Annotated in this window: 29 protein-coding genes; 10 read left to right on the top strand and 19 right to left on the bottom strand. The window is 71.2% G+C overall.

Annotated features, from left to right (window positions below; genetic code table 11):
• Window positions 1-24 precede the first annotated feature (24 nt).
• Window positions 25-315, bottom strand: a complete 291-nt coding sequence (gene rpsF / locus IF12_RS0117470; protein WP_030160647.1) for a 30S ribosomal protein S6 — start codon at window positions 313-315, stop codon at window positions 25-27.
• A 268-nt stretch (window positions 316-583) separates the two neighbouring features.
• Between rpsF and IF12_RS0117475 the strand changes: the two genes are divergently transcribed.
• Window positions 584-2245, top strand: coding sequence for a fumarate hydratase (locus IF12_RS0117475; RefSeq protein WP_030160648.1), 1662 nt, complete (start codon window positions 584-586; stop codon window positions 2243-2245).
• Between the two features lie 367 nt (window positions 2246-2612).
• The gene (locus tag IF12_RS0117480) at window positions 2613-3401 is read left to right on the top strand and encodes an MHYT domain-containing protein (protein ID WP_035749425.1); all 789 of its coding nucleotides are present in this window, start codon (window positions 2613-2615) and stop codon (window positions 3399-3401) included.
• A gap of 122 nt (window positions 3402-3523) precedes the next feature.
• On the opposite strand, the gene IF12_RS0117485 is transcribed toward IF12_RS0117480, so the two are convergent.
• From IF12_RS0117485 to IF12_RS0117500, 4 genes are all read right to left on the bottom strand, one after another.
• Window positions 3524-4777 carry a glycosyl hydrolase family 18 protein gene (locus IF12_RS0117485; protein ID WP_197034776.1) on the bottom strand — a complete coding sequence of 418 codons (1254 nt, stop codon included), beginning with the start codon at window positions 4775-4777 and terminating at the stop codon, window positions 3524-3526.
• Window positions 4778-4793: 16 nt separating this feature from the next.
• Window positions 4794-5393, bottom strand: coding sequence for a helix-turn-helix transcriptional regulator (locus IF12_RS25140; RefSeq protein WP_231492636.1), 600 nt, complete (start codon window positions 5391-5393; stop codon window positions 4794-4796).
• Window positions 5390-6043, bottom strand: coding sequence for an SRPBCC family protein (locus IF12_RS26720; protein WP_030160656.1), 654 nt, complete (start codon window positions 6041-6043; stop codon window positions 5390-5392). Before IF12_RS26720 ends, IF12_RS25140 begins: the two co-directional genes overlap by 4 nt.
• A 71-nt stretch (window positions 6044-6114) precedes the next feature.
• Window positions 6115-7479 (bottom strand): cystathionine beta-synthase, encoded by a 1365-nt coding sequence (locus IF12_RS0117500; RefSeq protein ID WP_030160657.1) that lies wholly within the window; start codon window positions 7477-7479, stop codon window positions 6115-6117.
• Window positions 7480-7678: 199 nt separating this feature from the next.
• Here IF12_RS0117500 and gndA point away from each other — a divergent pair, with 199 nt between their 5' ends.
• Window positions 7679-9109 carry an NADP-dependent phosphogluconate dehydrogenase gene (gndA, locus tag IF12_RS0117505; protein WP_030160659.1) on the top strand — a complete coding sequence of 477 codons (1431 nt, stop codon included), beginning with the start codon at window positions 7679-7681 and terminating at the stop codon, window positions 9107-9109.
• A 147-nt stretch (window positions 9110-9256) separates the two neighbouring features.
• Here gndA and IF12_RS23245 read toward each other — a convergent pair whose 3' ends face one another.
• From IF12_RS23245 to IF12_RS0117525, 4 genes are all read right to left on the bottom strand, one after another.
• Window positions 9257-9778 (bottom strand): NUDIX domain-containing protein, encoded by a 522-nt coding sequence (locus IF12_RS23245; RefSeq protein ID WP_133884076.1) that lies wholly within the window; start codon window positions 9776-9778, stop codon window positions 9257-9259.
• Window positions 9775-10305 (bottom strand): NUDIX domain-containing protein, encoded by a 531-nt coding sequence (locus IF12_RS24325; RefSeq protein WP_051704534.1) that lies wholly within the window; start codon window positions 10303-10305, stop codon window positions 9775-9777. Before IF12_RS24325 ends, IF12_RS23245 begins: the two co-directional genes overlap by 4 nt.
• Window positions 10302-10874: an NUDIX hydrolase gene (locus tag IF12_RS0117520; RefSeq protein WP_051704535.1), complete on the bottom strand. Its 573-nt coding sequence runs from the start codon at window positions 10872-10874 to the stop codon at window positions 10302-10304. Before IF12_RS0117520 ends, IF12_RS24325 begins: the two co-directional genes overlap by 4 nt.
• Before the next feature lie 130 nt (window positions 10875-11004).
• Window positions 11005-11523: an NUDIX domain-containing protein gene (locus IF12_RS0117525; RefSeq protein ID WP_030160667.1), complete on the bottom strand. Its 519-nt coding sequence runs from the start codon at window positions 11521-11523 to the stop codon at window positions 11005-11007.
• A gap of 133 nt (window positions 11524-11656) precedes the next feature.
• On the opposite strand from IF12_RS0117525, the gene IF12_RS0117530 reads away from it, so the two are divergent.
• Complete coding sequence (locus tag IF12_RS0117530) at window positions 11657-12016, top strand: nuclear transport factor 2 family protein (RefSeq protein ID WP_030160669.1); 360 nt, start codon at window positions 11657-11659, stop codon at window positions 12014-12016.
• A 50-nt stretch (window positions 12017-12066) separates the two neighbouring features.
• Here IF12_RS0117530 and IF12_RS0117535 read toward each other — a convergent pair whose 3' ends face one another.
• Both IF12_RS0117535 and IF12_RS0117540 read right to left on the bottom strand, forming a co-directional pair.
• Window positions 12067-12480: a DUF6220 domain-containing protein gene (locus IF12_RS0117535; protein ID WP_133884075.1), complete on the bottom strand. Its 414-nt coding sequence runs from the start codon at window positions 12478-12480 to the stop codon at window positions 12067-12069.
• Window positions 12473-13492, bottom strand: coding sequence for a carboxymuconolactone decarboxylase family protein (locus IF12_RS0117540; RefSeq protein WP_030160672.1), 1020 nt, complete (start codon window positions 13490-13492; stop codon window positions 12473-12475). Before IF12_RS0117540 ends, IF12_RS0117535 begins: the two co-directional genes overlap by 8 nt.
• 215 nt (window positions 13493-13707) lie before the next feature.
• Here IF12_RS0117540 and IF12_RS0117545 point away from each other — a divergent pair, with 215 nt between their 5' ends.
• On the top strand, window positions 13708-14883 hold the full coding sequence (locus tag IF12_RS0117545; RefSeq protein ID WP_051704537.1) for a sensor histidine kinase: 1176 nt from the start codon (window positions 13708-13710) through the stop codon (window positions 14881-14883).
• The gene (locus tag IF12_RS0117550) at window positions 14880-15542 is read left to right on the top strand and encodes a response regulator transcription factor (protein ID WP_030160676.1); all 663 of its coding nucleotides are present in this window, start codon (window positions 14880-14882) and stop codon (window positions 15540-15542) included. The genes IF12_RS0117545 and IF12_RS0117550 overlap by 4 nt, the downstream gene beginning before the upstream one ends.
• Window positions 15543-15743: 201 nt before the next feature.
• Here the strand turns inward: IF12_RS0117550 and IF12_RS0117555 are convergent, their stop codons facing one another.
• The 5 genes from IF12_RS0117555 to IF12_RS0117575 form a co-directional block, all read right to left on the bottom strand.
• Complete coding sequence (locus IF12_RS0117555) at window positions 15744-16649, bottom strand: YihY/virulence factor BrkB family protein (protein WP_051704538.1); 906 nt, start codon at window positions 16647-16649, stop codon at window positions 15744-15746.
• Window positions 16650-16742: 93 nt separating this feature from the next.
• Window positions 16743-17183 (bottom strand): hypothetical protein, encoded by a 441-nt coding sequence (locus IF12_RS0117560; RefSeq protein ID WP_133884074.1) that lies wholly within the window; start codon window positions 17181-17183, stop codon window positions 16743-16745.
• 151 nt (window positions 17184-17334) lie between these two features.
• Window positions 17335-17925, bottom strand: coding sequence for an aminodeoxychorismate/anthranilate synthase component II (locus tag IF12_RS0117565; RefSeq protein WP_030160681.1), 591 nt, complete (start codon window positions 17923-17925; stop codon window positions 17335-17337).
• A gap of 32 nt (window positions 17926-17957) precedes the next feature.
• Entirely contained in the window at window positions 17958-18248 is a 291-nt protein-coding gene (locus IF12_RS23250; RefSeq protein WP_035749428.1) for a hypothetical protein, read from the bottom strand.
• Window position 18249: 1 nt separating this feature from the next.
• Window positions 18250-19407, bottom strand: a complete 1158-nt coding sequence (locus IF12_RS0117575; protein ID WP_133884073.1) for a class E sortase — start codon at window positions 19405-19407, stop codon at window positions 18250-18252.
• Between the two features lie 334 nt (window positions 19408-19741).
• On the opposite strand from IF12_RS0117575, the gene IF12_RS0117585 reads away from it, so the two are divergent.
• The gene (locus IF12_RS0117585; RefSeq protein WP_030160686.1) at window positions 19742-20002 is read left to right on the top strand and encodes a cell division protein CrgA; all 261 of its coding nucleotides are present in this window, start codon (window positions 19742-19744) and stop codon (window positions 20000-20002) included.
• A gap of 186 nt (window positions 20003-20188) precedes the next feature.
• On the opposite strand, the gene IF12_RS0117590 is transcribed toward IF12_RS0117585, so the two are convergent.
• Window positions 20189-21346, bottom strand: a complete 1158-nt coding sequence (locus tag IF12_RS0117590) for a thiolase family protein (RefSeq protein ID WP_030160688.1) — start codon at window positions 21344-21346, stop codon at window positions 20189-20191.
• Window positions 21339-21857 carry a YbhB/YbcL family Raf kinase inhibitor-like protein gene (locus IF12_RS0117595; protein ID WP_030160690.1) on the bottom strand — a complete coding sequence of 173 codons (519 nt, stop codon included), beginning with the start codon at window positions 21855-21857 and terminating at the stop codon, window positions 21339-21341. Before IF12_RS0117595 ends, IF12_RS0117590 begins: the two co-directional genes overlap by 8 nt.
• A gap of 379 nt (window positions 21858-22236) precedes the next feature.
• Between IF12_RS0117595 and IF12_RS0117600 the strand changes: the two genes are divergently transcribed.
• Window positions 22237-23331, top strand: coding sequence for a PLP-dependent aminotransferase family protein (locus IF12_RS0117600; protein WP_030160692.1), 1095 nt, complete (start codon window positions 22237-22239; stop codon window positions 23329-23331).
• 371 nt (window positions 23332-23702) lie between these two features.
• Here IF12_RS0117600 and IF12_RS0117605 read toward each other — a convergent pair whose 3' ends face one another.
• The gene (locus IF12_RS0117605) at window positions 23703-24023 is read right to left on the bottom strand and encodes a hypothetical protein (RefSeq protein ID WP_156036849.1); all 321 of its coding nucleotides are present in this window, start codon (window positions 24021-24023) and stop codon (window positions 23703-23705) included.
• A gap of 158 nt (window positions 24024-24181) precedes the next feature.
• Here IF12_RS0117605 and IF12_RS0117610 point away from each other — a divergent pair, with 158 nt between their 5' ends.
• Entirely contained in the window at window positions 24182-24694 is a 513-nt protein-coding gene (locus tag IF12_RS0117610) for a peptidylprolyl isomerase (protein WP_030160696.1), read from the top strand.
• A 10-nt stretch (window positions 24695-24704) separates the two neighbouring features.
• Complete coding sequence (locus tag IF12_RS0117615; RefSeq protein WP_030160698.1) at window positions 24705-25628, top strand: rhomboid family intramembrane serine protease; 924 nt, start codon at window positions 24705-24707, stop codon at window positions 25626-25628.
• Window positions 25629-25824: the final 196 nt, after the last annotated feature.

The following is a 25824-nucleotide window of genomic DNA, read 5'->3' on the forward strand; positions in this document are numbered from 1 at the left end:
GGTCTCGCAGTTGCAAAGGTCGGGTTACCGAAGCTCCGGTCGCAGCACCTTGGCCCGCAGCACCGACTCGCTGAGCCGAAGCTGACGGTCCATCTCCGCGACGGGACCGGGCTCGGACTGCAGGTCGACGATGGCGTAGATGCCCTCGTTGCTCTTGTTGATCTCGTAGGCGAGACGGCGCCGGCCCCAGACGTCGATCTTGTCGACGGCTCCCCCGGCGTCCTTGACGCCCTTCAGGAACTTCTCCAGCGTCGGGCTGACCTGGCTCTCCTCGAGATTCGGTTCGAGGATCACCATGAGTTCGTAGTGCCGCAAGATCGCTCCACCTCCTTCGGTCTCAATCGGCTGCGGTCGTTCCGCAGCAGGAGGAATCGCTTGCGCGCGCCCACTCCGGCCCGTGGGGCCGGTGCGGACAACCGCGCAATCGTACCTGCTTACGGGTGGTGCGGCGAGGCCGCTCCACCCGAATGTGACGCTACCTTCCGGCGCCGACAATCCGGGCCCGACACCGCTTCGAACACCCGATCCGGATGAGGATCGCCTCACCACGGGCCCCGGCGCCCTCCGCGCTAAGTTGGGAGGCGTGACATCGGAGTTCCAGTACACCGACCTGCTGCCGACGGGTGCGGACACGACCGAATACCGCCTCCTCACCGCAGAGGGGGTGAGCACCTTCGAAGCCGCGGGGCGGCGGTTCCTCACCGTCGAGCCCGAGGCCCTCTCCCTCCTCGCGGCCGAGGCGATCAAGGACATCTCGCACTTCCTGCGCCCCGCGCACCTCGCCCAGCTCCGCTCGATCCTCGACGACCCCGAGGCCAGCGGCAACGACCGGTTCGTGGCGATGGACCTGCTCAAGAACGCGAACATCGCCTCGGGCATGGTCCTGCCGATGTGCCAGGACACCGGCACCGCGATCGTCATGGGCAAGCGGGGGCGCCACGTCCTGACCGACGGGCGCGACGAGGAGCACCTCTCCCGCGGCATCTGGCAGGCCTACCGCGACCTGAACCTGCGCTACAGCCAGATGGCGCCGGTCTCGATGTGGGACGAGAAGAACACCGGCTCGAACCTGCCGGCGCAGATCGAGCTGTACGCCGACGGCGACGACGCCTACAAGCTCATGTTCATCGCCAAGGGCGGCGGCAGCGCCAACAAGTCCTTCCTGTTCCAGGAGACCAAGGCGATCCTCAACCCCGACGCGATGATGCGGTTCCTGGAGGAGAAGCTCCGCCAGATCGGCACCGCCGCGTGCCCGCCCTACCACCTGGCGATCGTCATCGGCGGCACGAGCGCCGAGTACGCGCTCAAGACCGCGAAGTACGCCTCCACGAAGTACCTCGACTCGATGCCCACGGCCGGCTCGGCGCTCGGGCACGGCTTCCGCGACGTCGAGCTCGAACAGGAGGTGCTCGGCCTGACCCGCCAGTTCGGGATCGGCGCCCAGTTCGGCGGCAAGTACTTCTGCCACGATGTGCGCGTGGTGCGCCTGCCGCGCCACGGCGCCTCGCTGCCGGTCGCCATCGCCGTCTCGTGCTCGGCCGACCGCCAGGCGATGGCCAAGATCACCGCCGAGGGCGTGTTCCTGGAGCAGCTGGAGACCGACCCGAGCAAGTACGTGCCGGACGTCCGCGAGGACGACCTGGAGGACGATGTGGTCCGCATCGACCTCGACCGGCCGATGAGCGAGATCCGCGAGGAGCTGTCGAAGTACCCGGTGAAGACCCGCGTGTCCCTCACCGGCACGCTCGTGGTCGCCCGCGACATCGCCCACGCCAAGATCAAGGAGCGCCTCGACGCGGGCGAGCCGATGCCGCAGTACCTGAAGGACCACGCGGTCTACTACGCCGGGCCCGCCAAGACCCCCGAGGGCTACGCCTCGGGCTCGTTCGGACCGACCACGGCCGGGCGCATGGACTCCTACGTCGACCAGTTCCAGGCGGCGGGCGGGTCGTTCGTGATGCTCGCGAAGGGGAACCGCTCGCAGCGCGTCACCGACGCGTGCAAGGCCCACGGGGGCTTCTACCTCGGCTCCATCGGCGGCCCGGCCGCCAAGCTCGCCGAGGAGAACATCAAGGCCATGGAGGTCCTGGAGTACCCCGAGCTGGGCATGGAGGCGGTCTGGAAGATCGAGGTCGAGGACTTCCCGGCCTTCATCGTCGTGGACGACAAGGGCAACGACTTCTACGAGGCCACCCGCAAGCCCGTCCTCACCCTCGGGCGCAGGCCCAAGATCAGCATCGGCTGAGCGCCGCACCGAGCGAAGCGCCGCAGGAACCCGGCTTCCCGCGGCGCTTCGCCGCGTCCGGGGACCGGGACGCGATCGGCGCGCTCACCCGATCGGGTGGAACGAGTGGCCGTCCGATTCGAGCCGATCGGTCGGATTTCGCCGTCGCACGGCCAGAGATGGCGTGCGCTACCGCCCGGTAACGAATGGTTTCGGTTTGTTTCGACGGAACCCGATCGGTCCGTCAGGTGCCCCATCGTTGCAGGCAGAGGACAAATCCGGTGAAGTGAGCGGACACCGCCGGGAGGGTTTCGCGGATACGCTTCGAGCGGTTGCCCCGCCCGTCCTCGCAGCCGTCCCGACACCCCGATCCCCCGGAAAAAACACCATGATCGAACATTTCTCTCACGGTTACATCACCCTCCCGCTCGCGTTCCTGGTCTCCATGACCGGCTCGACCCTCGGCCTGCTGGTCGCGCGGCACGCCCGCCGCCACGACCGCCCCGGCAAGCGCGCCCTGTGGCTGTCCATCGCCGCGTTCGCCATCGGCGGCACCGGCATCTGGGTCATGCACTTCGTGGCGATGCTCGGTTTCAACATCCAGAACGCCACGCTGCTCTACGACCCGCTGGAGACCGCACTCAGCGCGGTCGTCGCCATCGCCGTGGTCGCCTGCGGCCTGCTCATCATCGGCCTGGGCCAGTACTCGCGGCTGAAGCTCGCTCTGGCGGGGCTGTTCACCGGTGTCGGCGTGGCCGCCATGCACTACATGGGCATGGCCGCAGTCAGCGCCGACGTGGTCCTGACCCACAACCGCGGGTACGTGGTCGCGGCCGTCCTGATCGCCATCGTCGCCGCCACGACCGCGCTGTGGCTCTCGTGGACGCTCGAGCGCACCTCGATGATGTGGCTGGCCGCGATCGTGATGGCCCTGGCGGTCAACCTCATGCACTACACGGCGATGTTCGGCGTCGAGGTCGGCGGCGAGTCGGGCCTGGACGCGCACGGCGCCCACTCGATCGACCTCATCTTCCCGATGGCGACGCTCACCGCGATCGTCCTGCTCGTCCTCATCTACACGGTCGTCACCGTGCCCTCCGAGGAGGAGCTGCGCACCGAGGCGCGCATGGCCTCGATCGAGGAGGGCTTCCGGTCCGCCGACCGCGCCGCGAAGTGAACCGACGACGCGAAAGGGCCCGGCCGAGCACGGCCGGGCCCTTCGTTCGCCTCGGCCGGGACCTTCGGGCTCGTGGCCTTCGGGTCCCCGCCGGGGCGGCGCCGGGCGGACCCGGCTCCTCGTTACTGCGGCAGCGAGGGGAAGTGCCCCGCGACCGTGTTGGCGAAGCTGTAGTTGTTCGTCGCGTCCCAGTTGATCGACCAGGTCATGGCCCCGCCGATGCCCGGGTAGGCCCGGTCGGGGGTGAAGTCGCCGCAGTTGGCGAGCTTGGTGAGGCAGTCGAGCGCGTCGTTGACCATGGACGGGCTGACGTAGCCCGACCCGGCCGCGCTGGAGACGGCCGGCAGGCCCAGGCCCACCTGGCTCGGGGCGAGCCCGGCTTCGAGCTGGATGCACGCCTGCGCGGTCAGGAAGTCGATGTCGCCCTGCGCGTAGACCTGGCCGTCGCACCCGAGCATCGAGCCGGAGTTGTAGTACTGCATGTTGACGATCGTGAGGATGTCCTTGGTGCTGGTCGCCAACTGGTAGTACCCGGCCGAGGTGGACTGGAAGTCGATGGTCTGCGGGGCCATCGTGTAGATCAGGTCGGGCCCGACCGAGGCGCGGATGGTGCGCAGCGCGGTCTCGATGGCCGCGGCGTTGATGCCGTGCTCCAGGTCGATGTCGACCCCGTCGAAGCCGTACTCGTCGATGAGGGCCAGGACCGAGGAGGCGAAGGTCGCCGCGGTGCCCTGGTCGATGGTGACGTTGCCGCGCTCGCCGCCGACGGAGATGATGACGCTGCGGCCCTGGGCCTGGATCGCGGCGATGTCGGCCTTGAACTCGGCCTCGGTGTAGCCGATGCCGGTCAGGCTCGAGTCGAGCGCGAAGTCGACCTCGCCGGGGGTGGCGGTCTGCTCGGCGAAGGCCACCGCGACGATGTCGTAGGCGGCGGGGACCTCGTTGAGCTCCAGCACGGTCGAGCCGTTGTCGAAGTTGTGCCAGTAGCCGGTCAGGAGCGCCTCGCCGCCGCCCGGCTCGCCGGTGGGCTCGTCGGTCGGTTCGTCCGTGGGCTCGTCCGTCGGGTCGTCGGTGGGCTCCTCGGTCGGCGGGGTGGTCGGCTCGGCGCCGTCGCAGGGGCCGAGGTCCTCCCAGACGCCCCACTCGCCGGTGGTGCCGGGGGTCTCGCCGGTGGTCCACCACTTGGCGCGGTACTCGCGGTCCTGGTGGCTGACCAGGTCGCCGCCGACGTAGACGGCGCCGGTGTCCCAGGGCGCGCCCTGGCAGGCGGCCTCGGCGGAGGCGACGTGGGCGAAGGTGAGCGGTATCGCGACCGCGGCGCCCGCCGTCACGAGGGTGGAGACGGCGATGATCGCCGCTTTGCGGATGGGTCGCAAGGGGCCTCCAAGATATTTAAAGATTCCTAAATGTATGCCTCTCATCGTGTCGGCAGGAGGTTCGGTTGTCAAGGCCGCGCGGCACGAAAAAATCCGACTCGTCCGAAATGAGGGCCGCCTTCGCAAGCCCCGCAAACGAACGAGCCGGAAACTTTCCCATTGGGAACGCGCCTAACGCCGCACCGTGGCGGCGTCTCGCGGCGCTCTGCGGCCGCTCGGCGGCCTGCTTCGCGGCGAGTCGCCGCTCGCGCTTGCCGCGGGCGAGTTCGGTCTCCAGCGCGTCCAGCGGTCCGGCGAAGCCGTCCGCGAAGCGCGCCAGCCAGTCCTGGACGGCCGCGAGACCGCGCTCGTCTACGCCGTAGATGCGCCTGGTGCCCTCGGCCCTGACGGTGACGAGGCCGGCCTCGCGCAGGACCTTGAGGTGCTGGGAGACCGCGGGCTGGGAGATCCCCCCGCGCCGGCCCCCGGGGGCCGGCAGCGCGCCGAGCGCTTCGGCGACCGCCCCGGCGGGCCGCTCGCCTTCGCCGAGGAGCTCCATGATCCGGCGGCGCACCGGGTCGCCGAGCGCGTCGAAGGCGGCCTCGGCGGGCGGGACGCCGGCGTTCTCGCCGGTCACGCTTCCGGAGACTCCGGCGGCACGGTGTAGAAGGCGACGACCGCGTCCACGGCGGCCTTCGCCTCGGCGGGGTCGTCGCCGTCGGCGATCGCCGCCTTGCCCCAGGCGTCGCCCAGGAGGCGGGCGTACGCGAGGCCTTCGGGGCCGGTCATCCACTGCTCCCATTCCTGCGCGTCGAGCGATTCGGCGGTCGCGAGGTAGTAGCCGAGGCTGTGCAGCAGCCCGTCCCAGCCGATGCCGACCGCGCCGGGCCCGTACTGGCGCCACAACTCCGGCTCCACCGGCGCCTCGTGGACGAGTTCGAGCACGGTCCCGCCCTCGCCGGCGCTCAGGCGCACTTCGAGCCAGGACATGCCGCCGCCGAACTCCCAGGTCACCGCCAGCAGATCGGGGGCGTCGCAGCGTTCGATCACGCCGCCGGCCTGGGCCTCGAACTGGTAGCGGCCGCCGACCTCCAGGTCGCCGCTCACCGGCTGGAACCAGCGCGGAAGCCGCTCGGCGCTGGTGACCGCGTCCCAGACGTCGGCCTGCTCGGCGCGGTAGGCGCGCCTGGCGACGAGCACCTTCGTGGGCGAGCCGTTGCGCTCGCCGGTGCGGATCTCGCGCGCCACCAGTCCGGCGGACGCGATCGGGTCATCGGGATCGGGCATGACGCCTCCTTATATAAGTTGGAACTTATATAAGGAGGGTACACCCGCAGCGGCGGCCGCGGGAGCGAAACCTACCGTTCGACGTACCCGAGCAGGTCCTGCCTGGTGAGCACCCCGACCGGCTTGCCCTCGGCGAACACCATGAGCGCGTCGCGGTCGCGCAGCGCCGCGACCGCCCGCTCCACCTGCTCGCCCGAACCGATCGTCGGCAGCGACTCCCCGACGTGCCGCTCGATCGGGTCGTGCAGCGTCGCCTTCCCGCTGAACAGCGCGTCCATCAGGTCCCGCTCGGCCACCGCGCCCGCGACCTCGCCGCTGGTCACCGGCGGCTCGGCCTTGAGCACCGGCATCTGGCTCACCCCGTACTGGCGCATGATGTCGATCGCCTCGCGCACCGTGTCCTGCGGATGCACGTGGACGAGCTCGGGGATGTCCCCGCCCTTGCCGGACAGGACCTCCCCGACCGTGGTCTCGCCCGAACCGCCCAGGAAGCCGTACTCGGTCATCCACGAGTCGTTGAAGATCTTCGAGAGGTAGCCGCGCCCCCCGTCGGGCAGGATCACCACGACCACGTCGCCCGGGTCGGCGTCGCGGGCCACCGCCACCGCCCCGACCACGGCCATCCCGGCCGAACCGCCGACGAGCAGGCCCTCTTCGCGCGCGAGGCGCCGCGTCATCGCGAACGACTCCGCGTCGGTGACCTCCACGATCCGGTCGGCCAGCTCCCGGTCGTAGTTCTGCGGCCAGAAGTCCTCGCCCACGCCCTCGACCAGGTACGGGCGGCCCGTCCCGCCCGAATAGACCGAACCCTCCGGGTCGGCCCCCACGACCTGCACCTTCCCACCCGAGACCTCCTTGAGGTACCGGCCGATCCCGGTGATCGTCCCGCCCGTCCCGACCCCCGCGACCAGGTGCGTGATCCGCCCGGCCGTCTGCTTCCACAGCTCCGGCCCGGTCTGGTGGTAATGCGAGGCCGGGTTCGCCGGATTCGAGTACTGGTCGGGCTTCCACGCCCCGTCGATCTCGCTCACCAGCCGGTCGGAGACCTTGTAGTACGAGCGCGGGTCCTCGGGGTCCACCGCCGTCGGGCACACCACGACCTCCGCGCCGTACGCCTGCAACACGTTCCGCTTGTCCTCGGAGACCTTGTCGGGACACACGAACACGCACCGGTAGCCGCGCTGCTGCGCCACCATCGCCAGCCCCACCCCCGTGTTCCCGCTGGTCGGCTCCACAATGGTGCCGCCGGGGCGGAGCGCCCCCGACGCCTCGGCGTCGTCGATCATGCGCTGGGCGATGCGGTCCTTGATGGAACCGCCCGGGTTGAGGTACTCGACCTTCGCGAGGACGGTCGCCGCCGCGCCGTCGGTGACCGAGTTGAGCTTCACCAATGGGGTGTCGCCGATGAGGTCCAGGACCGATTCGAAGTACTGCATCCCCACAGCCTAGGCCCGGTCCCGCTGCGCCCGAGACAGTCCGCCGCCCGTGTCCGCCCGCCTTCCCCCGCACCGTTCCCACATCGACGGGCGCGAGTCCCGCAGCGTGGATACGATCAGCGGTGGTGCCCGCCACGCCGCACCGCTCGGCGAGAATCGGCACACAGAACCTCTTACGCAACGCTAGGGAGACACAGGCATGAGCACCGCTGACATCGGCGTGGTCGGGCTGGCCGTCATGGGCTCCAACCTCGCCAGGAACTTCGCCCGCCACGGCTTCACCGTCGCCGTCTACAACCGCACCCACGCCAAGACGACCGAACTCGTCGAAGCCCACGGCGACGAGGGCGACTTCGTGCCCTCCGAGCAGATCAAGGACTTCGTCGCCTCCCTCAAACGCCCCCGCAAGGCCATGATCATGGTCCAGGCCGGCCCCGCCACCGACGCCGTCATCGACCAGCTCGCCGCCCTCATGGAACCGGGCGACATGATCATCGACGGCGGCAACGCCCACTTCGAGAACACCCGCCGCCGCGAAGCCGCCCTGCGCGAAAAGGACCTCCACTTCGTCGGCACCGGCGTCTCCGGCGGCGAAGAGGGCGCCCTCCTGGGCCCCGCGATCATGCCCGGCGGATCGGCCGAGTCCTACGAGAGCCTCGGCCCCATCCTCGAAGCGATCGCCGCCAAGGCCCCCGACGGCACCCCCTGCTGCACCCGCCTTGGCCCCGACGGCGCCGGCCACTTCGTCAAGATGGTGCACAACGGCATCGAGTACTCCGACATGCAGCTCATCGGCGAGGCCTACGACCTTCTGCGCCGCGGCGTCGGCATCGAACCGGCCGACCTCGCCAAGACCTTCGCCGAATGGAACGCCGGCGAACTCGACTCCTACCTCATCGAGGTCACCGCCGAAGTCCTCGGCCACACCGACGCCGCCACCGGCAAGCCCCTCGTCGACGTCATCGTCGACCAGGCCGGCCAGAAGGGCACCGGACGCTGGACCGTCCAGAACGCCCTCGACCTCGGCGTCCCCGTCACCGGCATCGCCGAAGCCACCTTCGCCCGCGCCCTCTCCTCGGGCGTCAAGCAGCGCGAAGGCGCCGTCGACCTGCTCACCGGCCCCACCGAGCAGACCGCCTTCCCCGAGACCTTCGTCGAGGACGTCCGCCAGGCCCTCTACGCCTCCAAGATCGTCGCCTACGCCCAGGGCTTCGACCAGATCGCCGCCGCCAGCGCCGAATACGACTGGGGCATCGACCTCGGCTCCTGCTCGGCCCTGTGGCGCGCCGGCTGCATCATCCGCGCCCGCTTCCTCGACCGGATCACCGAGGCCTGGCGCTCCGACCCCGACCTGCCGACGCTCCTGGCCGCGCCCGAGTTCACCAAGATCGTGACGGACGCGCAGGACTCGTGGCGGCGAGTCGTGGCCACGGCCGCCCTGGCGGGGATCCCGACGCCGGGCTTCTCGTCGGCGCTGGCGTACTACGACGGGCTGCGCTCGCGCCGGCTCCCGGCGGCGCTGATCCAGGGCCAGCGGGACTTCTTCGGCGCGCACACGTACAAGCGGGTGGACCGCGAGGGCACGTTCCACACCGACTGGTCGGGCGACCGCGCCGAGCACCAGCAGTAAGCGGCTTTACCGGCGCCGCCTCCGCTCAGCGGAGGCGGCGCCGTTTCGTCTCCGGCTGCGGCGATCGCGCCGACGTTCGACCGGACGTGCTTCAGGGGAGCCGACGATCGACGAGGGCGCTCGCGACGGGCTGCGCCCCTACGTGGCTCAGTCGCCGAATCGAGGGCAGTAGGAGCCGCCGATGCTGAACGGCTCGGTCGGGACATCGCCGTCGCGCAGCCGTTTGACGAGGCTGATCAGCAGGTCGGGGAGCAGGGCGCCGTCGGTGGCGCCGCACTGCTCGATGGGGAGCCACTTGAATCCGAGCCGCTGCTCGTAGCCGATGTCGCTGGAGACCTTTGGTTCGAACCGGTCGGTGCGGTGGAAGAACAGCCAGTTCTTCTGGACCAGCAGCCGCCGATGCGGGAAGGCGGTGAGCACGCCGTGTCCGACCGGGCCGATGAGCGCGTCGGGTTCGATCGCGTGCCCGGTCTCCTCGGCGAACTCGCGGACCGCGGCGGCCTTGAGGTCTTCGCCGGGTTCGATGCCGCCGCCGGGGAGGAACCAGCGGGTGACGCCGTCCAGGCACTTGTCGCCGCCGATGTGGAGCACGGCGTCGTGCTGGTCGAGGAGGATGACGCGGGCGGCGATGCGGAGGGTCGCGCCGGTCTCGGCTTCGATGCCGGTCATCGGCCGGCGGCCTCGCCCGCGCACGGTCCCGCGGGCTCCAGTTGCACCGGCGCGGTCGGGACGTCGCGGTCGATGAGGCGCTTCACCAGGTGCAGCAGCGATTCGACGGGGTGGTCGAAGCCGTCGGTGGTCGCGAAGGCGGCCTCGGAGACCCAGCGGAACTCGAAGTCGGCCTCGTACTCGTCCCCGCCCGAGACGTGCGGTTCGAACCGCTCGACCCTGACCAGGAAGAGGTGGTTCTCCTGCGTGAACGGGACCCCTTGGCGACGTCCGTGGTAGAGCTGGCGGGCGACGGGGCCGACCAGGTCGTCCGGTCCGACGCGCAGGCCGGTCTCCTCGAACAGCTCGCGCGCGGCGGCGTCGTTGCGGGTCTCCCCGGGGTCGATGCCGCCTCCTGGCAGGAACCAGCGTGCGGGCCGGTCGGCGGTGGCCGACCGGCCGATGAACAGGACGCTGTCCTGTTCGTCGATCACGATGCAGCGTGCGCCGTGCCGGTCGATTCGGGTGGTTTCGTTCGTCGCGCTCACCGGTCAAGTATGGAGGCACGCTCGGTAGGCGTCCAGTCTCTATCCGCGTTCCACAGCCAGGCGCCCCACGGGAGGCGAACGGGCGCAACGGGTCTCACGCCGGCTAGCAGGGCTTTGAGCAGGTCGGCGACGGCGGCGGGGAACACGAGCGCGTCCTCGGCGGCGACCTCGTCGGGGGTGAGCCAGCGCGAGGAGGTGAACTCGGCCTGCTCGACCGCCTCCAGGCGGTCGCGGACGGGTTCGAAGTGCGGGACGCGCAGGAAGAAGTAGGCGTCCTCGGAGTGGATTACGAGGTCGGGCCCGTCGGACCAGGCTCCGGCGGTCTCGGCGACGACGGGTCCGAGCGCTTCGGCGTCGATGCGCAGGCCGGTCTCTTCGAAGACCTCGCGGACCGCGGCCCGCCGGAGGCTCTCGCCGGGGTCGAGGCCGCCGCCGGGGGTGACGTAGTACTCGACGCCGGGGCCCATGTAGTCGCGGCTGTGGAACAGGAGCACGCGGTCTGCGGGGTCGACGAGGAGCACCCGCGCGCACCGTCGCCTGATCGAGGTCGGTTCGGGTTCGGCACTCATCCAAGAAGTATGTGCGCCGAATCCGGCATCGGCAATCCGTAGGCGGCACCAGCCGTCATGAAGCTCCGGTGGCCGTCCGCGTGGAGCATCTACGTGCAAACGAAGTCGATGCGCCCGGGCTCGCGGCCGGTCAGCTAGCGCTCTGGTCGATCCAGGGGAGTTCGATCGTCTCGGGGACCGGGCCGGCGAGGGCGCGTTCGACGACGCCGGGCAGGCCCGCCGGGAGGACGATCGCGTCGGTCGACTCCAGGTCCTCGCGCGTCAGCCAGGCGTGGTGGCTGATCTCCTTCTCCTCGCCCTCCTCCAGGCCGCTGAGGTCGGGTTCGAAGTGTGGGACGCGCAGGAAGAAGAAGTGGTCGTCCGAGTAGAACCTGACACCCTCGTGGGTCGTCCACGGTCCCTCCGTGTGCGCCACCGTCGTCCCCAAATCCTCGGGGTCCACCCGCAGGCCGGTCTCCTCGAGCACTTCGCGGGCCGCGGCCGCCGCCAGCGCCTCGCCCTCCTCGACCCCGCCGCCCACGGTGAAGTAGTAGTCCGCGTCCTGGCGGACCAGGCCCGCGCCGAAGAACAGCAGGACCCGGTCCTGCTCGTCCGCGATGATCACGCGCGCCGCGCGCCGGTAGGTGAGTCCGTCAGGGGTGATCGCCATGGCCCCAGCCTAGACACCGCCGCCCGGGACCCGCCGGACCGGAGCCGCCCTCGCATTCGGCGCGCGGGCCGAAAATGTCGGCGGGGGATGCGACGCTGGCGGTACGCAACGGCACTCGTGAGAAAGGACGCCAATGGCAGTCGACGGCAAGCAGGCCCTAGAGGCCGAACAGGTCACCCGGCTCGTGGCCGAGCGCTTCAATTCGGGCGACATCGACGGGATCGGCGAGCTCTACGAAGACGACGCCGTACTGGCCTTCCCGCCCGACCGGCCCACCGAGGGCGTCGCGGCGATCAAGGAGGTCTACCGTGCGATCGCCGCGCAAGGGGGCGCCTTCTCCACCGACGAGGAACAGCTCCCAACCGTGCACTTCGGCGACCTCGCCCTGGCCTCGACGGTCGCCGCCGACGGCAAGGGCACCCGCACGCAGGTGCTGCGCCGCCAAGCCGACGGCACCTGGAAGCGCATCATCGACCGACCCGAGGCCGCCTGAACGCAGGAAGGCCCGCGGCGGTGCGCCGCCGCGGGCCCGGTTCCCTCGCATCAAGCGGGCTGGGCCACCGGCTCCGGCGTCGCGCGCTCGGCGATGAGCCGCCTGGCGAGCCGACCCGAGGCCTCGACCACGCCCATGATCATCAGCGCGTTGATCGCGTGGAAGCCGAAGATGATCTGCCCCGGCACCGTCCCCGCCACGCTCACCAGAGCGATCAGCGACTGGAGCACCACCAGGCCGAACGCGCCCGCCATGAGGCCGACGAGCTTCCCGCCCGACCGCGCCAGCGCCGCGAACAGGATTCCCAGCAGCGCCACCACCGCGATCGCGCGGCCGTTCATGATGTGCAGCGAGAACGCCTCGTCGGGCGCTCCGGCCGCGATGGCCCCGTACCCGGCCAGGAAGAACTGGACCCCGATCAGCAGTTGCAGCAGGATCGTCCAGACCCGATAGAACCTAAGCATCGACATTCCTCGTCTCGATCTCGTCTTGAACGGCGTCGACCGCGGTCATCGCCCCGTACGCCAGCAGGTGCACCACGCAGTGGTCGGTGAACACGTCCCCCCGCCACTCCTCCACGTCCGCCCCGGACACCGCGCCCGGCGCCAGCGCCGCCGACACCGCCAGCCACGCCCCCAGCGCCGCCTGCGAGGGCAGCTCCTTCCCGCCCGCCAACGCCGGCGTCCACGCCCCCACCTCGGTCCCGGCCGCGCCGACCGTCCGCGCCACCGCGTCCGCCGCCTGGTCGCTCAGCAGCATCGACCCGTACGCGGCCATCGCCCGCACCGCCCCGTACGCCCGGCCCACCGGCGAACCCGCCGCCCAGAGCGGCTCGCGGATCTCGACCTCCCGCGCCCAGTCCGGCCACCGCTCCAGCAGCGGCAGGCTCAGCCCCGGCTCCAGGTCCGCGGCCACCGCCTCCCGCACCAGCCGCGACGCCACCGACCGGCCCAGCTTCGTCGTCGTCACCGGGCTCGGGGACTCGTTCGACGCCAGCGCCCTCACCAACCGCGTGATCAGCTCGAAGACCAGCACCGTGCCGATGAACCGCGGCGCCGCCTCCGCCGGGAACGGCCCCTCCGGGCCCGGCTCCAACGCCCAGTCGGCCAGCGCCGCCCACTCCCGCGGCGGCCGACCGGCCCGGACGGCCTCCGCCAGCTCCGACTCGCCCGCCGCGTGCAGCATCATCGTGTGCGCGTCGGTGCAGAACCGGCACTCGTTGCGCACCGCGATCACCGTCGCGACCACTTCCTTCGCCTTGCGCTCCTCAGGCCCGCCCACCAGCAGCGACTCGCGCAGCAGCGCCCACACCGGCGCCAGCAGCTCCGGCGCCGGCGACAGCATCGTGATCGCCGGCCCGACCACGCCCAGCTCCGCCCTCACCTGCCGGTACACCTCCGCCACCAGGCCCTCGGCCCGCCTCGGATCGACGGGGACGACATGCCTCACCTCAGGACCCGTGCTTCTCAACGACATGCGGCCTCTCCTCGATTCGATTCCGCCGACCGGCGGCCGAGGCCGCCGCACGCCTCCAGACTCCCGGCCCGCGGCCCCGATGTCGTCGTCCCGGCGCGGGCATTCGCGGCGGCGCCGAGCGCAGCACCGCACCCGGGCGCGTACACCCTGCGCCGTACGCCTCCCCTGCACCGCGGGCCGACGCCGCGGCCGCCGACCCGCCCTAGGATTGGGCCATGCCCTCCGAAACCCGCCTCTCGGGACGGCGGCTCGACCTGGTCGTCGCCGCCCTCCTGCTGGTCGACTGCCTCATACCCGGGTTCGTGAGGCTCGCGGGCGGCGACTTCCCCTGGTACGGGTGGGTCCTGCTCGCCATCGGCCCGGCGGCCTTCCCGTTCTGGCGCCGCCACCCCCGCACCGTCATGTTCGTCAGCGTCGCCGCGGTCGGCGCCACCGGCCACCTCGCCCTCGGCCCGCTCACCTGGCTCCCCGCGTTCGTCGCCATCGCCGTCACGATGTACTCCGGGCACCGGCGCACCACCATCGCCACCGTCATCGTCCTGTCCTCCTTCGTCGCCTGGGGCAACTGGCAGCACGCCGAATTCCAGATCACCGGCGAGATGCTCCAGCGGTCCCTGCTCGTCATCGGCTGGCTCCACGTCGCCCTCATCACCGGCGAATCGCGCCGCCAGCGGGACGCCTACATGGCCGAGGCCGAGCACACCCGCGAAGAGGCCGTCAAACGCAAGGCCGCCGACGAACGGGTGCGGATCGCCCGCGAACTGCACGACTCCCTGACCCACTCGATCTCCGTCATCCGCGTCCAGGCCGGCGTCGCGCTCCACCTCGCGCGCAAACGAGGCGAGGCCCCGCCGCCCGCGCTCGTCGCCGTCGAAGAGGCCGCCAAGGACGCGACCCGCGAACTGCGCGAGACCCTCACGATGCTCCGCGACGACGACGGCCACCGCCTCTCCCGCGTCAAGTCCCTCGCCGACCGCTACCGCGACCTCGGCTTCGCCATCGAACTCGAATGCGCCCTCCCCCTCGACGACACCGCCGACCTCGACGAAGAGGTCGACCACGCCGCCTACCGGATCGTCCAGGAGGCCCTGACGAACGCCGTGCGTCACTCCGAAGGCGACCGGATCCGCGTCCGGGTCCGCCGACGCGAGGACGCGATCGTCGTCGAGGTCGCCGACAACGGCGCCGCCGTCCGCGCCGTGCCCGGCCGCGGCATCACCGGCATGAGAGAACGCGTCGACGCCCTCGGCGGCACCCTCCACGTCGGACCCGGCGAATACGGCTTCACCGTCCGCGCCGAACTCCCCGCCGCCGACACGACAGCCGACACCGCCGCCGACCGCGAAGTGCGTCCGCAGCCGGCCGCCGCCGAACCGGGGAGGACCCAGTGATCCGCGTCCTGCTCGCCGACGACCAGCCGCTCATGCGCGGCGGCTTCCGCGCCCTCATCGACGCCGAAGACGACATGACCGTCGTCGCCGAAGCCGCCGACGGCCCCACCGCGGTCCGCCTCGCCGCCGACGTCCGCCCCGACGTGGCCCTCCTCGACGTCGAGATGCCAGGCGGCGACGGCATCAGCGCCGTCCGCGCCATCGCCGCCGACGACCGCCTCGCCGACCTGCGCGTCGTCATGCTCACCAACTACTCCTTCGACGCCTACGTCTTCGACGCCCTCCGCGCCGGCGCCGCCGGCTACCTCGTCAAGGACACCGAACCGGAGGAACTCCTGCGATGCGTGCGGGCCGCCGCGGCCGGAGAGACCCTCCTGTCACCGCAGATCGCCGCGAAGCTCGTCGCCGAATACGTCGCCCACCCGCCCGCGCGACTCGCCGGCCAAGTGGAGGGCCTGACCTCGCGCGAGACCGAGATCGTCGCCCTCGTGGCCCGCGGCCTCACCAACGGCGAGATCGCCGACCGGCTCTTCATCAGCCCGGCGACGGCCAAGACCCACGTGCACCGCGCCATGATGAAACTCGCCGTCCGCGACCGCGCCGGCCTCGTCGTCTTCGCCTACGAATCAGGCCTCGTGCAGCCCAAGGGATCCGCCTGAGCAGAGCAGGACACCGGGAACGGTGTCCGCGACGCGGGCACCGCACCGAGACCCGACCCGTAACGGGCCACCCCGAAGCGCGCCCAACGAAATGTCACACCCGCCAGGCACCCTCGTATCAGGGAGCCCGAAACACGGCCGCAAACGGCGCTGGCGGCTGCCCTCGAACCGGGGCTCACCCTGCCGCGCCGCGGCGGCCGATCATCGTCGAGCGTCGGTCGCGTCGGTCGCGTCGGTCGCGTCGTCCCTCGGCCCGACCTCGCCCGAAGCTTCCCTGTCCGCGTTCGCGGATTGCGCCCCCGGGTCGGCGCTGGCGTTGTACTCCGAGCCGAACAGCAAGGCCATGTTGGTGATCCACAGCCAGACCAGGAACACGATCACACCGCCGAGGGCCCCGTACGTCTTGTCGTAATTCCCGAACGTCGCCGCGTACAGCCCGAACCCGGCCGAGGCCACCAGCCACAGCAGCACGGCCAGCACCGCGCCCGGCGCCCGCTCGCGGAAACTCGAGTGCTTCGCCGGCGCGAGCCAGTACAGCAGCGCCACGATCACGATGACCAGCACCACGATCACTGGCCAGCGGATCCAGTCCCACACCGCCGCCGCCGCGTCGCCGGCTCCCACGGCCTGGCCGACCGCCCGCACCACCGCGCCGCCGGAGGCGGCGACCACCGCGCAGGCGGCCGTCAGCGCGCCCACCACGACGGTGAGCACGACCCGCACCACCAGGACCTTCCACCACTTGCGAGTCTCGCCGGTCCCGTTGACCGCGTTGAGCGCCCGCGAGAACGCCGCGATGTAGTTCGAGGCCGCCCACAGGGCCGCGGCCAGGCCCGCCAGCGCCAGGAATCCCGCCGCGCGCGGGTTCACCTGGAGCCGGGCCACGGCGTCCTCGATGATCGTCATGCTGTCGGCGGGCGCGAGGGAGGCGATCCCCTTGAGCAGCGCCTCGGTCGCGTCGGGGTCGAGCAGGCCGATGAGGGAGGTGCCCACCAGGAGTGCGGGGAACAGCGACAGCACCGAGTAGTAGGTGAGCGCGGCCGCGTTGTCGGCACGGTTCTCGGCGCCGTACCGCTTGCCGGCTCTGACCAGTGATCGTGTGCCCATCATCCAACCGTGCCAGGCGGTGCGGGCGGGTGGGGCCGTTCGGGGGAACCTGTCACGCGGACCGATCGTCCGATGTGGCGGCAGGGGCGGGTGTCACCTGTCGATGCGGTCGTGGCCTTCGCAGGCGCCGGGGCGGGGCCGGGTGGCGAGGGCCCAGACGAGGAGCACGTCCAGCACGATCACCAGGGTCGCGAAGATCGGGTACTGCGGGGCGAGGAAGACCTGGCTCATCGCCGAGACCGCCGCGACCACCAGTGCGGGGGTCGGGTGCCGCCGCAGCTTCGCGAGCCGCCGTCCGCGGCCGAACCTGCCGAGGCCGATCACGATGGCCGCCAAGCCGACCGCGAGGTTCACCCAGCCCCAGCCGGCGTTGTCCGCGCGGTACCAGTAGCCGCCGCCCGCGAAGACGAAGACCGCGCCGCTGGTGACGGCGTTGCCGATGAACACCTGCGCGGCACCGACCAGCAGGAGCAGCACGCCGGTGTACACGGAGCCGCCGGGCTTGCGTGGAGGATCCCAGTCCTCTCGAGTCATGCGCGGTCCCTCGGGGTGCTCGGCGGCGCCGACGGCGCTTGCGCACACAGCTTAGGCGACGACGCACAGCGCACGCGCTTTCCACACCCGCCGCCGGGAGCCCTGCGGACGGACACCGCCCGTGTACGCACCGCAAATGGGGTCCGGGCCCTCACCGGTCCTCGTGGGCCTTGACGCGCCGCAACCAGTTCCCGAGGAGGGCGCTGCCGTCCTCGGTGAGGATCGACTCGGGATGGAACTGCACCCCTTCGACGTCGATCTCGCGGTGGCGCAGTCCCATGACCGTGCCGTCCTCGCTCGTGGCGCTCACCTCGAGCGGGTCTCGCACGGTCGCGGGCTCGACGGCGAGGGAGTGGTACCGGGTGGCCGTGAACGGGTTCTCCAGCCCGGCGAACACGCCCGCGCCGTCGTGGCGGATCGGGGAGGTCTCGCCGTGCCGCAGCTCGGCGGCGCGCGAGACGACCGCGCCCCAGTGCTCGGCGATCACCTGGTGGCCCAGGCAGACGCCGAGGACGGGGACCGCCCCGGCGAAGCGGTCGAGCAGCTCGTGGCCGAGCCGGGCCTCGTCGGGCCGGCCGGGCCCGGGGGAGAGCAGCACCCCGGCCGGGCGCAGCCGCGCGGCCTCGTCGGCGTCGATCCGGTCCGAGCCGCGGACCTCGACTCCCGCGCCGAGGGCCCGCAGGTAGGAGACGATGGTGTGGACGAACGAGTCGCGGAAGTCGACGACCAGCACGCTACCCATCAGCGCCGTCCATCACTGCGTCCCACGGTCGCTCAATCCTCGGACTCCGTGGGGGACTGCGCGGTCTCCCAGTCCTCGGGGTTGAAGCCGGTGCCCTGGCAGTCCACGCCGGGCGTGCACGTCTGGACCTCTTCGCCGTCGGTCTCGGTCTGCTCGACATTGACGCCGCCGGCGGGGTCGACGTTGCTCCAGGGCATGTGCGGTCGCACGGCCGGGAAGAGCACGAACCACAGCAGGGCCAGGGCGCCCGCGCTCAGCGCGAGGGAGCCGGTGATCTTGCCCGGCAGTCCGCCGGGGAGCTTGCTCCAGATCCACGAGTACATGTCAGGCCTCCGCGTCGACGGCCGCGTCGGGCAGGTCGTTCTCAGGGTCGCGTTCGATGGTCTCCACCAACTGGCCGTAGACGACGTACCGCTCGTAGTTGTCCCACAGCGGGTGGCAGGTGAACAGGGTCAGCCAGTAGTCCTCGTCGCCCGGTTCGGCGCCGGGCTCGCCGGGCACGGGCGCGGTGATGTCCACTTGGGTCTCGTCGACGACCTCGTGCTCGCGGACCTCGTAGACGTAGAAGTACTCCTTCGTCTCGATCACGACCTTGTCGCCGGGGTCGAGGTCGCGGATCTTCTGGAAGATCGCGGGCACGTTGTGTCCGGCGAGGGTGAAGTTCCCCTGCTCGCCGGGATAGGCGCCCTCGAGGTAGCGGCCGGGGGCGTACTCGATGTCGGAGGGCTCGGTGCCCTCGACGAGGGTCCAGGACTCGGCGCGGATGTCGGGCGCCCACATGCGCGCGAACGCGTCACCGAGCTCGGGGATCGGCGCGCCGTCGACGCCCTCGCCCTCGATGCCGCCCTGCCAGATCGAGTCGAGGTCGCTGGAGAGGACGGACTGCTCGTTGTTGATCTCGGCGGTGACGCCGAAGATCTCGTAGGCGGCGTACAGCAGGACGACCACGCCGAGGGTGATGAGGGCCTCGCCGAGGCCGCGGACGGTGCCGCGCATGCCCTCGCCGCGGTGGCGTTTGACCGAGCGCTTCTTGCGGGTCTCGCTGTCGGCGCCGGGGGGTGCGGGGACGGCGTCGTCGGCGGGGATGACCGGGAGGATCGCGGTCCCGTCGGGTTCGGGCACGAGCGAGGCGTGGGAGGCGCGGGCGAGCCCGGGCGGGCGCAGCGCGGTGGTGGTGTCGAAGTCCGGTTCCGCGTCCTGAGCGGGCGGGGTGGGCCCGGGCGGGGCGTAGGCCTGTTCGGGGCGCGGTCCTGGAGAGGGCCGGGCGCCGGTCGGCCTGGGCGGCAACGACTGCGGGGGCGAGGGGGCGGCGCGTCCGGTGGGGCTCGCGGGGCCCGGCGCGGGCGGCGGGATCGTCGCCTTGCCGCTCGGGGGCGATCCGGCGGGCGGCGGGACGCTGGCGCGGCCGGGACTGGGCGAGGAGCCCTGGGCCGGGCGCGGCCAGGGCTCGTTCGCGAAGGGTGACCAGTCCTGATCGCTCACCTGGAACTTCGCCTCCGTCGTGCCGGTGTTCTCAACGCCTGAATGATGTCGTAACCATAACGCGCGAGGCAATCCTAGGGTTGTCCCACGAACGCGAGTATCGCCCGAACGGGCGGGCGCGGCGCCCCCGCTCGGGCCGCCGCGCGGCGGCGCTCGGCCCGCCCGGCCCCGATCCCGAACCGCCGGTGGGACTCCGGTGACCGGACGGGTGCGAAGCGGGAGCGCTTCCGCAGCTCACCGGCGGGGTGTGAGCTACGCTATGCCGCGCGGACGGCGCGTCACCGGCGGACGGTACCCTGGACGTCGGACATGTCCCTCAGTTGGAGAATCATCGATGCCGAAGTCACGCGTGCGCAAGAAGAAGGTCTACTCGAGCCCCACGGGTACGAGCTCCTCCTCGGCCGACAGCTACGAGCCGAGCCCGACATGGGTGCCGATCACCGCCGTCGCCCTCATCGTGATCGGCATCGGCTGGCTGACGCTCTTCTACCTCTCCGGCATGGCCTACCCGGTCGCCGCCTGGGGCTACTGGAACCTGGCCGTCGGCTTCTCCTGCATGGTCGCGGCCCTGCTCGTCCTGTCGAAGTGGCGCTGACCCGACCGCACGGCAGGTGAGCCCTGCCCGCGAATTCCGGCGACGTGCCCTCGTAGGACCCCCAGTGCATCTTTGAACGCTGCACGTTCACGGCTCGCGAGCTTCGCCGAGACCGGGGGTCCCCTAAGGGCGATATATCAGGATATTTCCTGATGCATGCATTTTTCGAAGTCGCAGAGCGGGTGCTCAGAGCAGCTCGAAGACCGTCGCGTTCGCCATGCCGCCGCCCTCGCACATGACCTGGAGCCCGCGCCGCGAACCGGTGTCGCGCATGTAGTGCAGCATCGTCGCGGCCAGGCGCGCCCCGGACGCCCCCAGCGGGTGCCCGAGCGCGATCGCCCCGCCGCGGGGATTGAGCCGCTCCTCGTCGGCGCCGGTCTCGGCCAGCCACGCGAGCGGCACCGCCGCGAAAGCCTCGTTCACCTCGAACACGTCGATCTCGTCCAAGTCGAGCCCGGTGCGCCGCAGGATCTTCGCGGTCGCCGGAATCGGCCCGTCGAGCATGACCACCGGGTCGGAGCCGACCGTGCACGCCGCCGCGATCCGCGCCAGCGGCTGCACGCCCAGACGCCGCGCGTGCGCGTCGGTGGTGATCACCAGTGCCGCCGACCCGTCCGAGATCTGCGAGGACGAACCGGCCGTCACCGAACCGTCCGCCGTGAACGCCGGCTTGAGACCGGCGAGCTTCTCCATGCTCGTCTCCCGCCGGATGCCCTCGTCCGACCCGACCCCGGCGATCGGCGCGATCTCGGCCGCGAAACCACCGCCGTCACCGGCCGCCGCGGCCTTCTCGTGACTGGCCAGCGCGAACGCGTCCATCGCCTCGCGGCCGATCCCGTAGCGCCCGGCGACCAGCTCGGCCGCCATGCCCTGGTTGAACGGCAGCGCCGCCTCGGCGTCCACGCTCCCCGCATACCGCTCGCGGACCGCCGGCCCGTACGGCTCGCCCGCGCCCGAACCGACGCTCGAGCCCATCGGGACGCGGCTCATCGACTCCACGCCGCCGGCGACGATCACGTCCGCGTGCCCGGCCAGGACCGCGGCCGCCGCGAACGCGACCGCCTGCTGGCTGGAGCCGCACTGGCGGTCCACGGTCGTCCCGGGAATCGTCTCGGGCCAGCCCGCCGCCAGAACGGCGTTGCGCGCGACGTTCCAGGACTGCTCGCCGACCTGCGAGACGCAGCCGAACACGACGTCGTCCACCGCGTCCGGCCCGATCCCCGATCGCTCGAGCGCCGCGTTCATCGCGTGCGCGGCCAGGTCCACGGCGTGGACGCCCGACAGCGCGCCGCCGCGCCGACCCAGCGGCGTGCGGGCGGCGGCGAGGACCACGGCCTCAGTCATTGCGGTACACCGGGGCGATGACGGCCCGCGCGATCGTGTTGAACGTCAAGTGGAAACCGCCCACGGCCATCGCCGCGCCCGGGTCGACCTCGATCGGGGCCTTGAGCGCGTGCACCGCGAACAGGTAGCGGTGCTCCGGGTCGCCCGGAGGCGGCGCGGCCCCCGCGTAGCCGACCGAACCCGAATCGGTGCGCAACTGCACCGCACCGGCGGGCGGGGAGGCGGCGGCGCCGGTCGCCAGTTCGGTCACCGAAGCGTCGAGGCCCAGCAGCATCCAGTGCCACCAGCCCGAACCGGTGGGCGCGTCCGGATCGAAGCAGGTCACGGCGAACGCGGCCGTCTCGGCCGGAAAACCCGACCAGGCGAGGTGCGGGGACACGTCCTGCCCGGCGACCTGCGCGGCCGGGAGCGTCTCGCCGTCGGCGACGTCGTCCGACGTCAACGTGAACGACGGCAGCGGGGGAAGGAAATCGTAGGGCCAGGGGGCCCGGGTGCGGTCGAGCGACGTCATCGTCCTCCTCCTTCTGGACCCGCCCGCGACACCGCCGCCCGCCCGACGCGGTTCCCGCCCATCTCGGGAGCCGCGCCCGCCGGCCCGGACGCCTCGGCGCCCCCCACCGGGGAGACGACGTGTTCGCTTGCGGGGCCTCATGTTCGACAGAACCTGAAAGCAACCTGCGGGACCGCGGCCCCGCACTTGCACCGTATCGCGAAAGCACCCCGCCCCGACCGCCCGACCGCCGAACCGCCCCGCGCCGAAGGCCCCGCCGCCGCGAACCGAGCAGTGCCGCCCCGTGCCCGGCACTGACCCACGATGCCGCGCGGTGAGGCCCCGGCGGCCCCGACCCCACCGCTCGACGTCCGCTCTATGGGCCCCTTACGCTGGTGTCATGCCGAACACCGACGTCATCTCTTTCTCCCGGGGCGCCCCGTCGCTCGACATCGTCGACACCGAGGGCCTCAAGGCCGCCGCCGTCGCCGCACTCGAGGCCGATCCGGCCGGAGTCACCGGCTACGGCACCTCGGTGGGCTACGTCCCGCTGCGCGAGTGGATCGCCGCCAAGCACGGCGTCCAACCCGAGAACGTGCTCATCACCAACGGCTCCATGCAGGCCGACGCGTTCCTGTTCGACGAACTGGTGAAGCCCGACTCGCCGGTGATCGTCGAACGCCCCACCTACGACCGGACCCTCCTGGGCCTGCGCAACCGCCGCGGCGAACTCCACCCGGTGCGCGTCCAGGCCGACGGCCTCGACGTCGACGAACTCGAAGCCCTCCTCAAAGGCGGCGTGCGGCCGACCCTCGCGCACATCATCCCGAACTTCCAGAACCCGGCGGGCGTGTCGCTCTCCGGCGAGAAGCGCACCCGGCTGCTCCAGCTCGCCGCCGAATACGACTTCACGATCTTCGAGGACGACCCGTACTACGACATCCGCTTCCGCGGCGAGCAGCACCCGACCATGCTCGACCAGGACGGTGCGGGCCGCGTCGTCTACGCCTCCTCGTTCTCCAAGACCGTGTGCCCCGGCCTGCGCACCGGCTACCTGGTCGGCCCCGCCGACCTCATCAAGACCATCGCCGCGGCGGCCACCAACACCTACATCGCGCCGAACATGTTCGCGCAGGCCACGATCCACCAGTTCGCCGCCTCCGGGGCGCTCGACCGCTCGATCGCGACCGTCAAGGCCGCGCTCGAAGAACGCGTCGACCAGCTCTCGGCGTCACTGCGCGCGCACCTGCCGAACGCCGAGTTCGTCGTCCCCGACGGCGGCTACTTCCTGTGGGTCGACCTCGGCGAAGGCGTCGACTGCGCCAAGGTCGCCCCGGCCGCGGCGAAGGAGGGCGTCCAGGTCGTCAAGGGCACCGACTTCGTCATCGACGGCGGCGAAACCTGCCTGCGACTGGCCTACTCGGCCGTGAAGGCCGACCGGATCGACGAAGGCGTGCGCCGCCTCGCGAAGGCCGTCGAGGCCACCCGCGCCTGAAGGCCGCACGTTCCGTGACGAACACGGAACCGAACGTCGACAATGGATGGCGGTTATGCGACATGGCGTATAACCGCCACCGCACCGCCCTTCCCACAGCGCGATGGGAGCGCGAGAATCGTTGCGTGACCGCGGCCGAGCCGCGGCAGCACCCAGACCCGCTCCCATTGGCGCCGGATCGGTGGACCCGCCCACTCCCCCCGAGGCGGGACACCGGTCCGGCGTTGTCCTTTCCACGACTTCGGGGACCCGCGTCACCGCGGATCCCCGATTCGCCTTTCGCCGGCCCGCCGCCCCGAGACCGCACCGCGCCCCCGGACCGGCGCGAACGCCGACCGTTTCCTTCCAGTTCGCTTCGCCGCAGCGGCCCCCTAACGGGTGACGCTGTCGACCAGTTCCTCGGTGAGCGCCCGGTCATCGAGATTCGCGTCGTCGAGCAGCTCCTCCGCAAGGAGCGCCTCGCCGATCGACTCGGTGCGCTGGCGGTACCACAGGTAGAAGGCCGCGCCGCCGAGCGCGAGTCCCGTGCCGATCGCGCCCGCCACCCACGGCCACTTGGGCGCCGGCGGCTTCTTGAGCCCGACCTTGGTCAGGACGACGTTGACCTTCGGCGCCGCGGCGTCCCGCGTCCCTCGCGCCGCAGCGAAGCCCGCGCTCTTGAGCGAGTTCACTCCCTGCTGGAAATGGTCCACGGCTTCCCGCGTGGGAGTCGTGGAATGTCGGCTGAAGCCCATAGTGAATGCCTCCTCTAGGTGCTTGTCAGTCACATCGTGCACCGCGCTGTGACACCGGTCGAGGGAAACGGGGGAGAAAGTTGGACGAACCTCGGCGGTCTGGCACCATTGACGCCATGACGAAGGCGACGCTGAAGACCAATGCAGGCGACATCACGATCGAACTGCTCGACAACCACGCGCCCAAGACCGTGGCGAACTTCGTGGGCCTGGCCGAGGGCACGAGGGAATACACCGACCCGAACACCGGCGCGGCCGGCTCGGGCCCGTACTACGACGGTGTCATCTTCCACCGGGTCATCGACGGGTTCATGGCCCAGGGCGGCGACCCGACCGGCACCGGCCGCGGCGGCCCCGGCTACAAGTTCGCCGACGAGTTCCACCCGGACCTGCACTTCGGCGAGCCCTACCTGCTCGCCATGGCCAACGCCGGGCCCGGCACCAACGGCTCCCAGTTCTTCATCACGCTGGGCCCGACCCCGCACCTGAACTTCAAGCACACCATCTTCGGCAAGGTCGCCGACGAGGACTCCAAGGCCGTGGTCGACCGGATCGGCAAGACCCCCACCGGCCCGATGGACCGCCCGGTCAACGACATCGTCATCGAGTCCGTCGTCATCGAGAAGTAACGACCTCTCGATGAGCGACGAGCAGTCTGCCCCGGTCTGCTATCGCCACCGGAACCGCGAGACCTACCTGAGCTGCTCCCGCTGCGGGAAGCCGATCTGCGCAGACTGCCGGATCGACGCCCCCGTCGGGTTCCAATGCCCCGACTGCGTGGCCGAGGGCCGCCGGACGACGCGCCAAGCGCGCACGTCGTTCGGCGGCGTCGCGGGCGCGGGAGCGGCCGGCACGGTCACCAAGGTGCTCATCGGCCTGAACCTCGCGGTGTTCATCCTGGCCGGGCTCTCCACCGGGAACCTCGCCGAGCTGATGACGACGGGGAGCACGCCCCTGCACCTCATCGGCGCCGAGATCGGGTTCCTCCCCGGTTACGACGCGATCCGGGTCGAACTGTTCGGCACCCAGGTCATCGCGCCGACGGTGGCCGCGGGCGGGTACTACCGCATGGTCACGGCCATGTTCCTGCACTACGGGTTCATCCACCTGGGCTTCAACATGCTGGTGCTCTGGCTGTTCGGCCGGGCGCTGGAACAGGACCTCGGCCCGGCCCGGTTCCTCTCGGTGTACATGCTCTCGGGCCTGGCCGGATCGGTCGCGGTGTACTTCTTCGCCGCCGACACGGCCACGGCCGGCGCCTCCGGCGCCGTCTACGGCCTTTTCGGCCTGCTGGTCATGGTGAACCGCAAACTCAAGCGCGACAACAGGTCCATCTACATCCTGATCGGCCTGAACCTGGCGCTGACGCTCTTCATCGGGTTCAGCTTCTGGGGCCACGTCGGCGGCTTGATCGGCGGCCTGATCTGCGGCGTCATCGTGACCTTCACGCCGCGAGAGCGGCGGCGACTGCACTGGGCGGGTTTCGCCGTGTTCCTGGCGCTGCTCGCGGCGGCCACATTCCTCCAGACCAGCCTGCTCGACAACCAGTACAACATCGTCTAGACCAGCGCGGCAGCGCAGCGTCCCCGATTCGGGGAGCGGCGGGCAAGCCCGACGACCGCAGCCGCAACATCGTTGATCGAGGCCGCCGCCAGGCGGCCTCGATCGCGTTCCCTGAGTCGCGTTCCCTGAGTCGCGTTCCCTGAGTCGCGTTCCCTGAGTCGCGTTCCCTGAGTCGCGTTCCCTGAGTCGCGTTCCC

It is taken from the genome of Glycomyces sp. NRRL B-16210 (assembly GCF_000719515.1).
Classification (GTDB): domain Bacteria; phylum Actinomycetota; class Actinomycetes; order Mycobacteriales; family Micromonosporaceae; genus Glycomyces.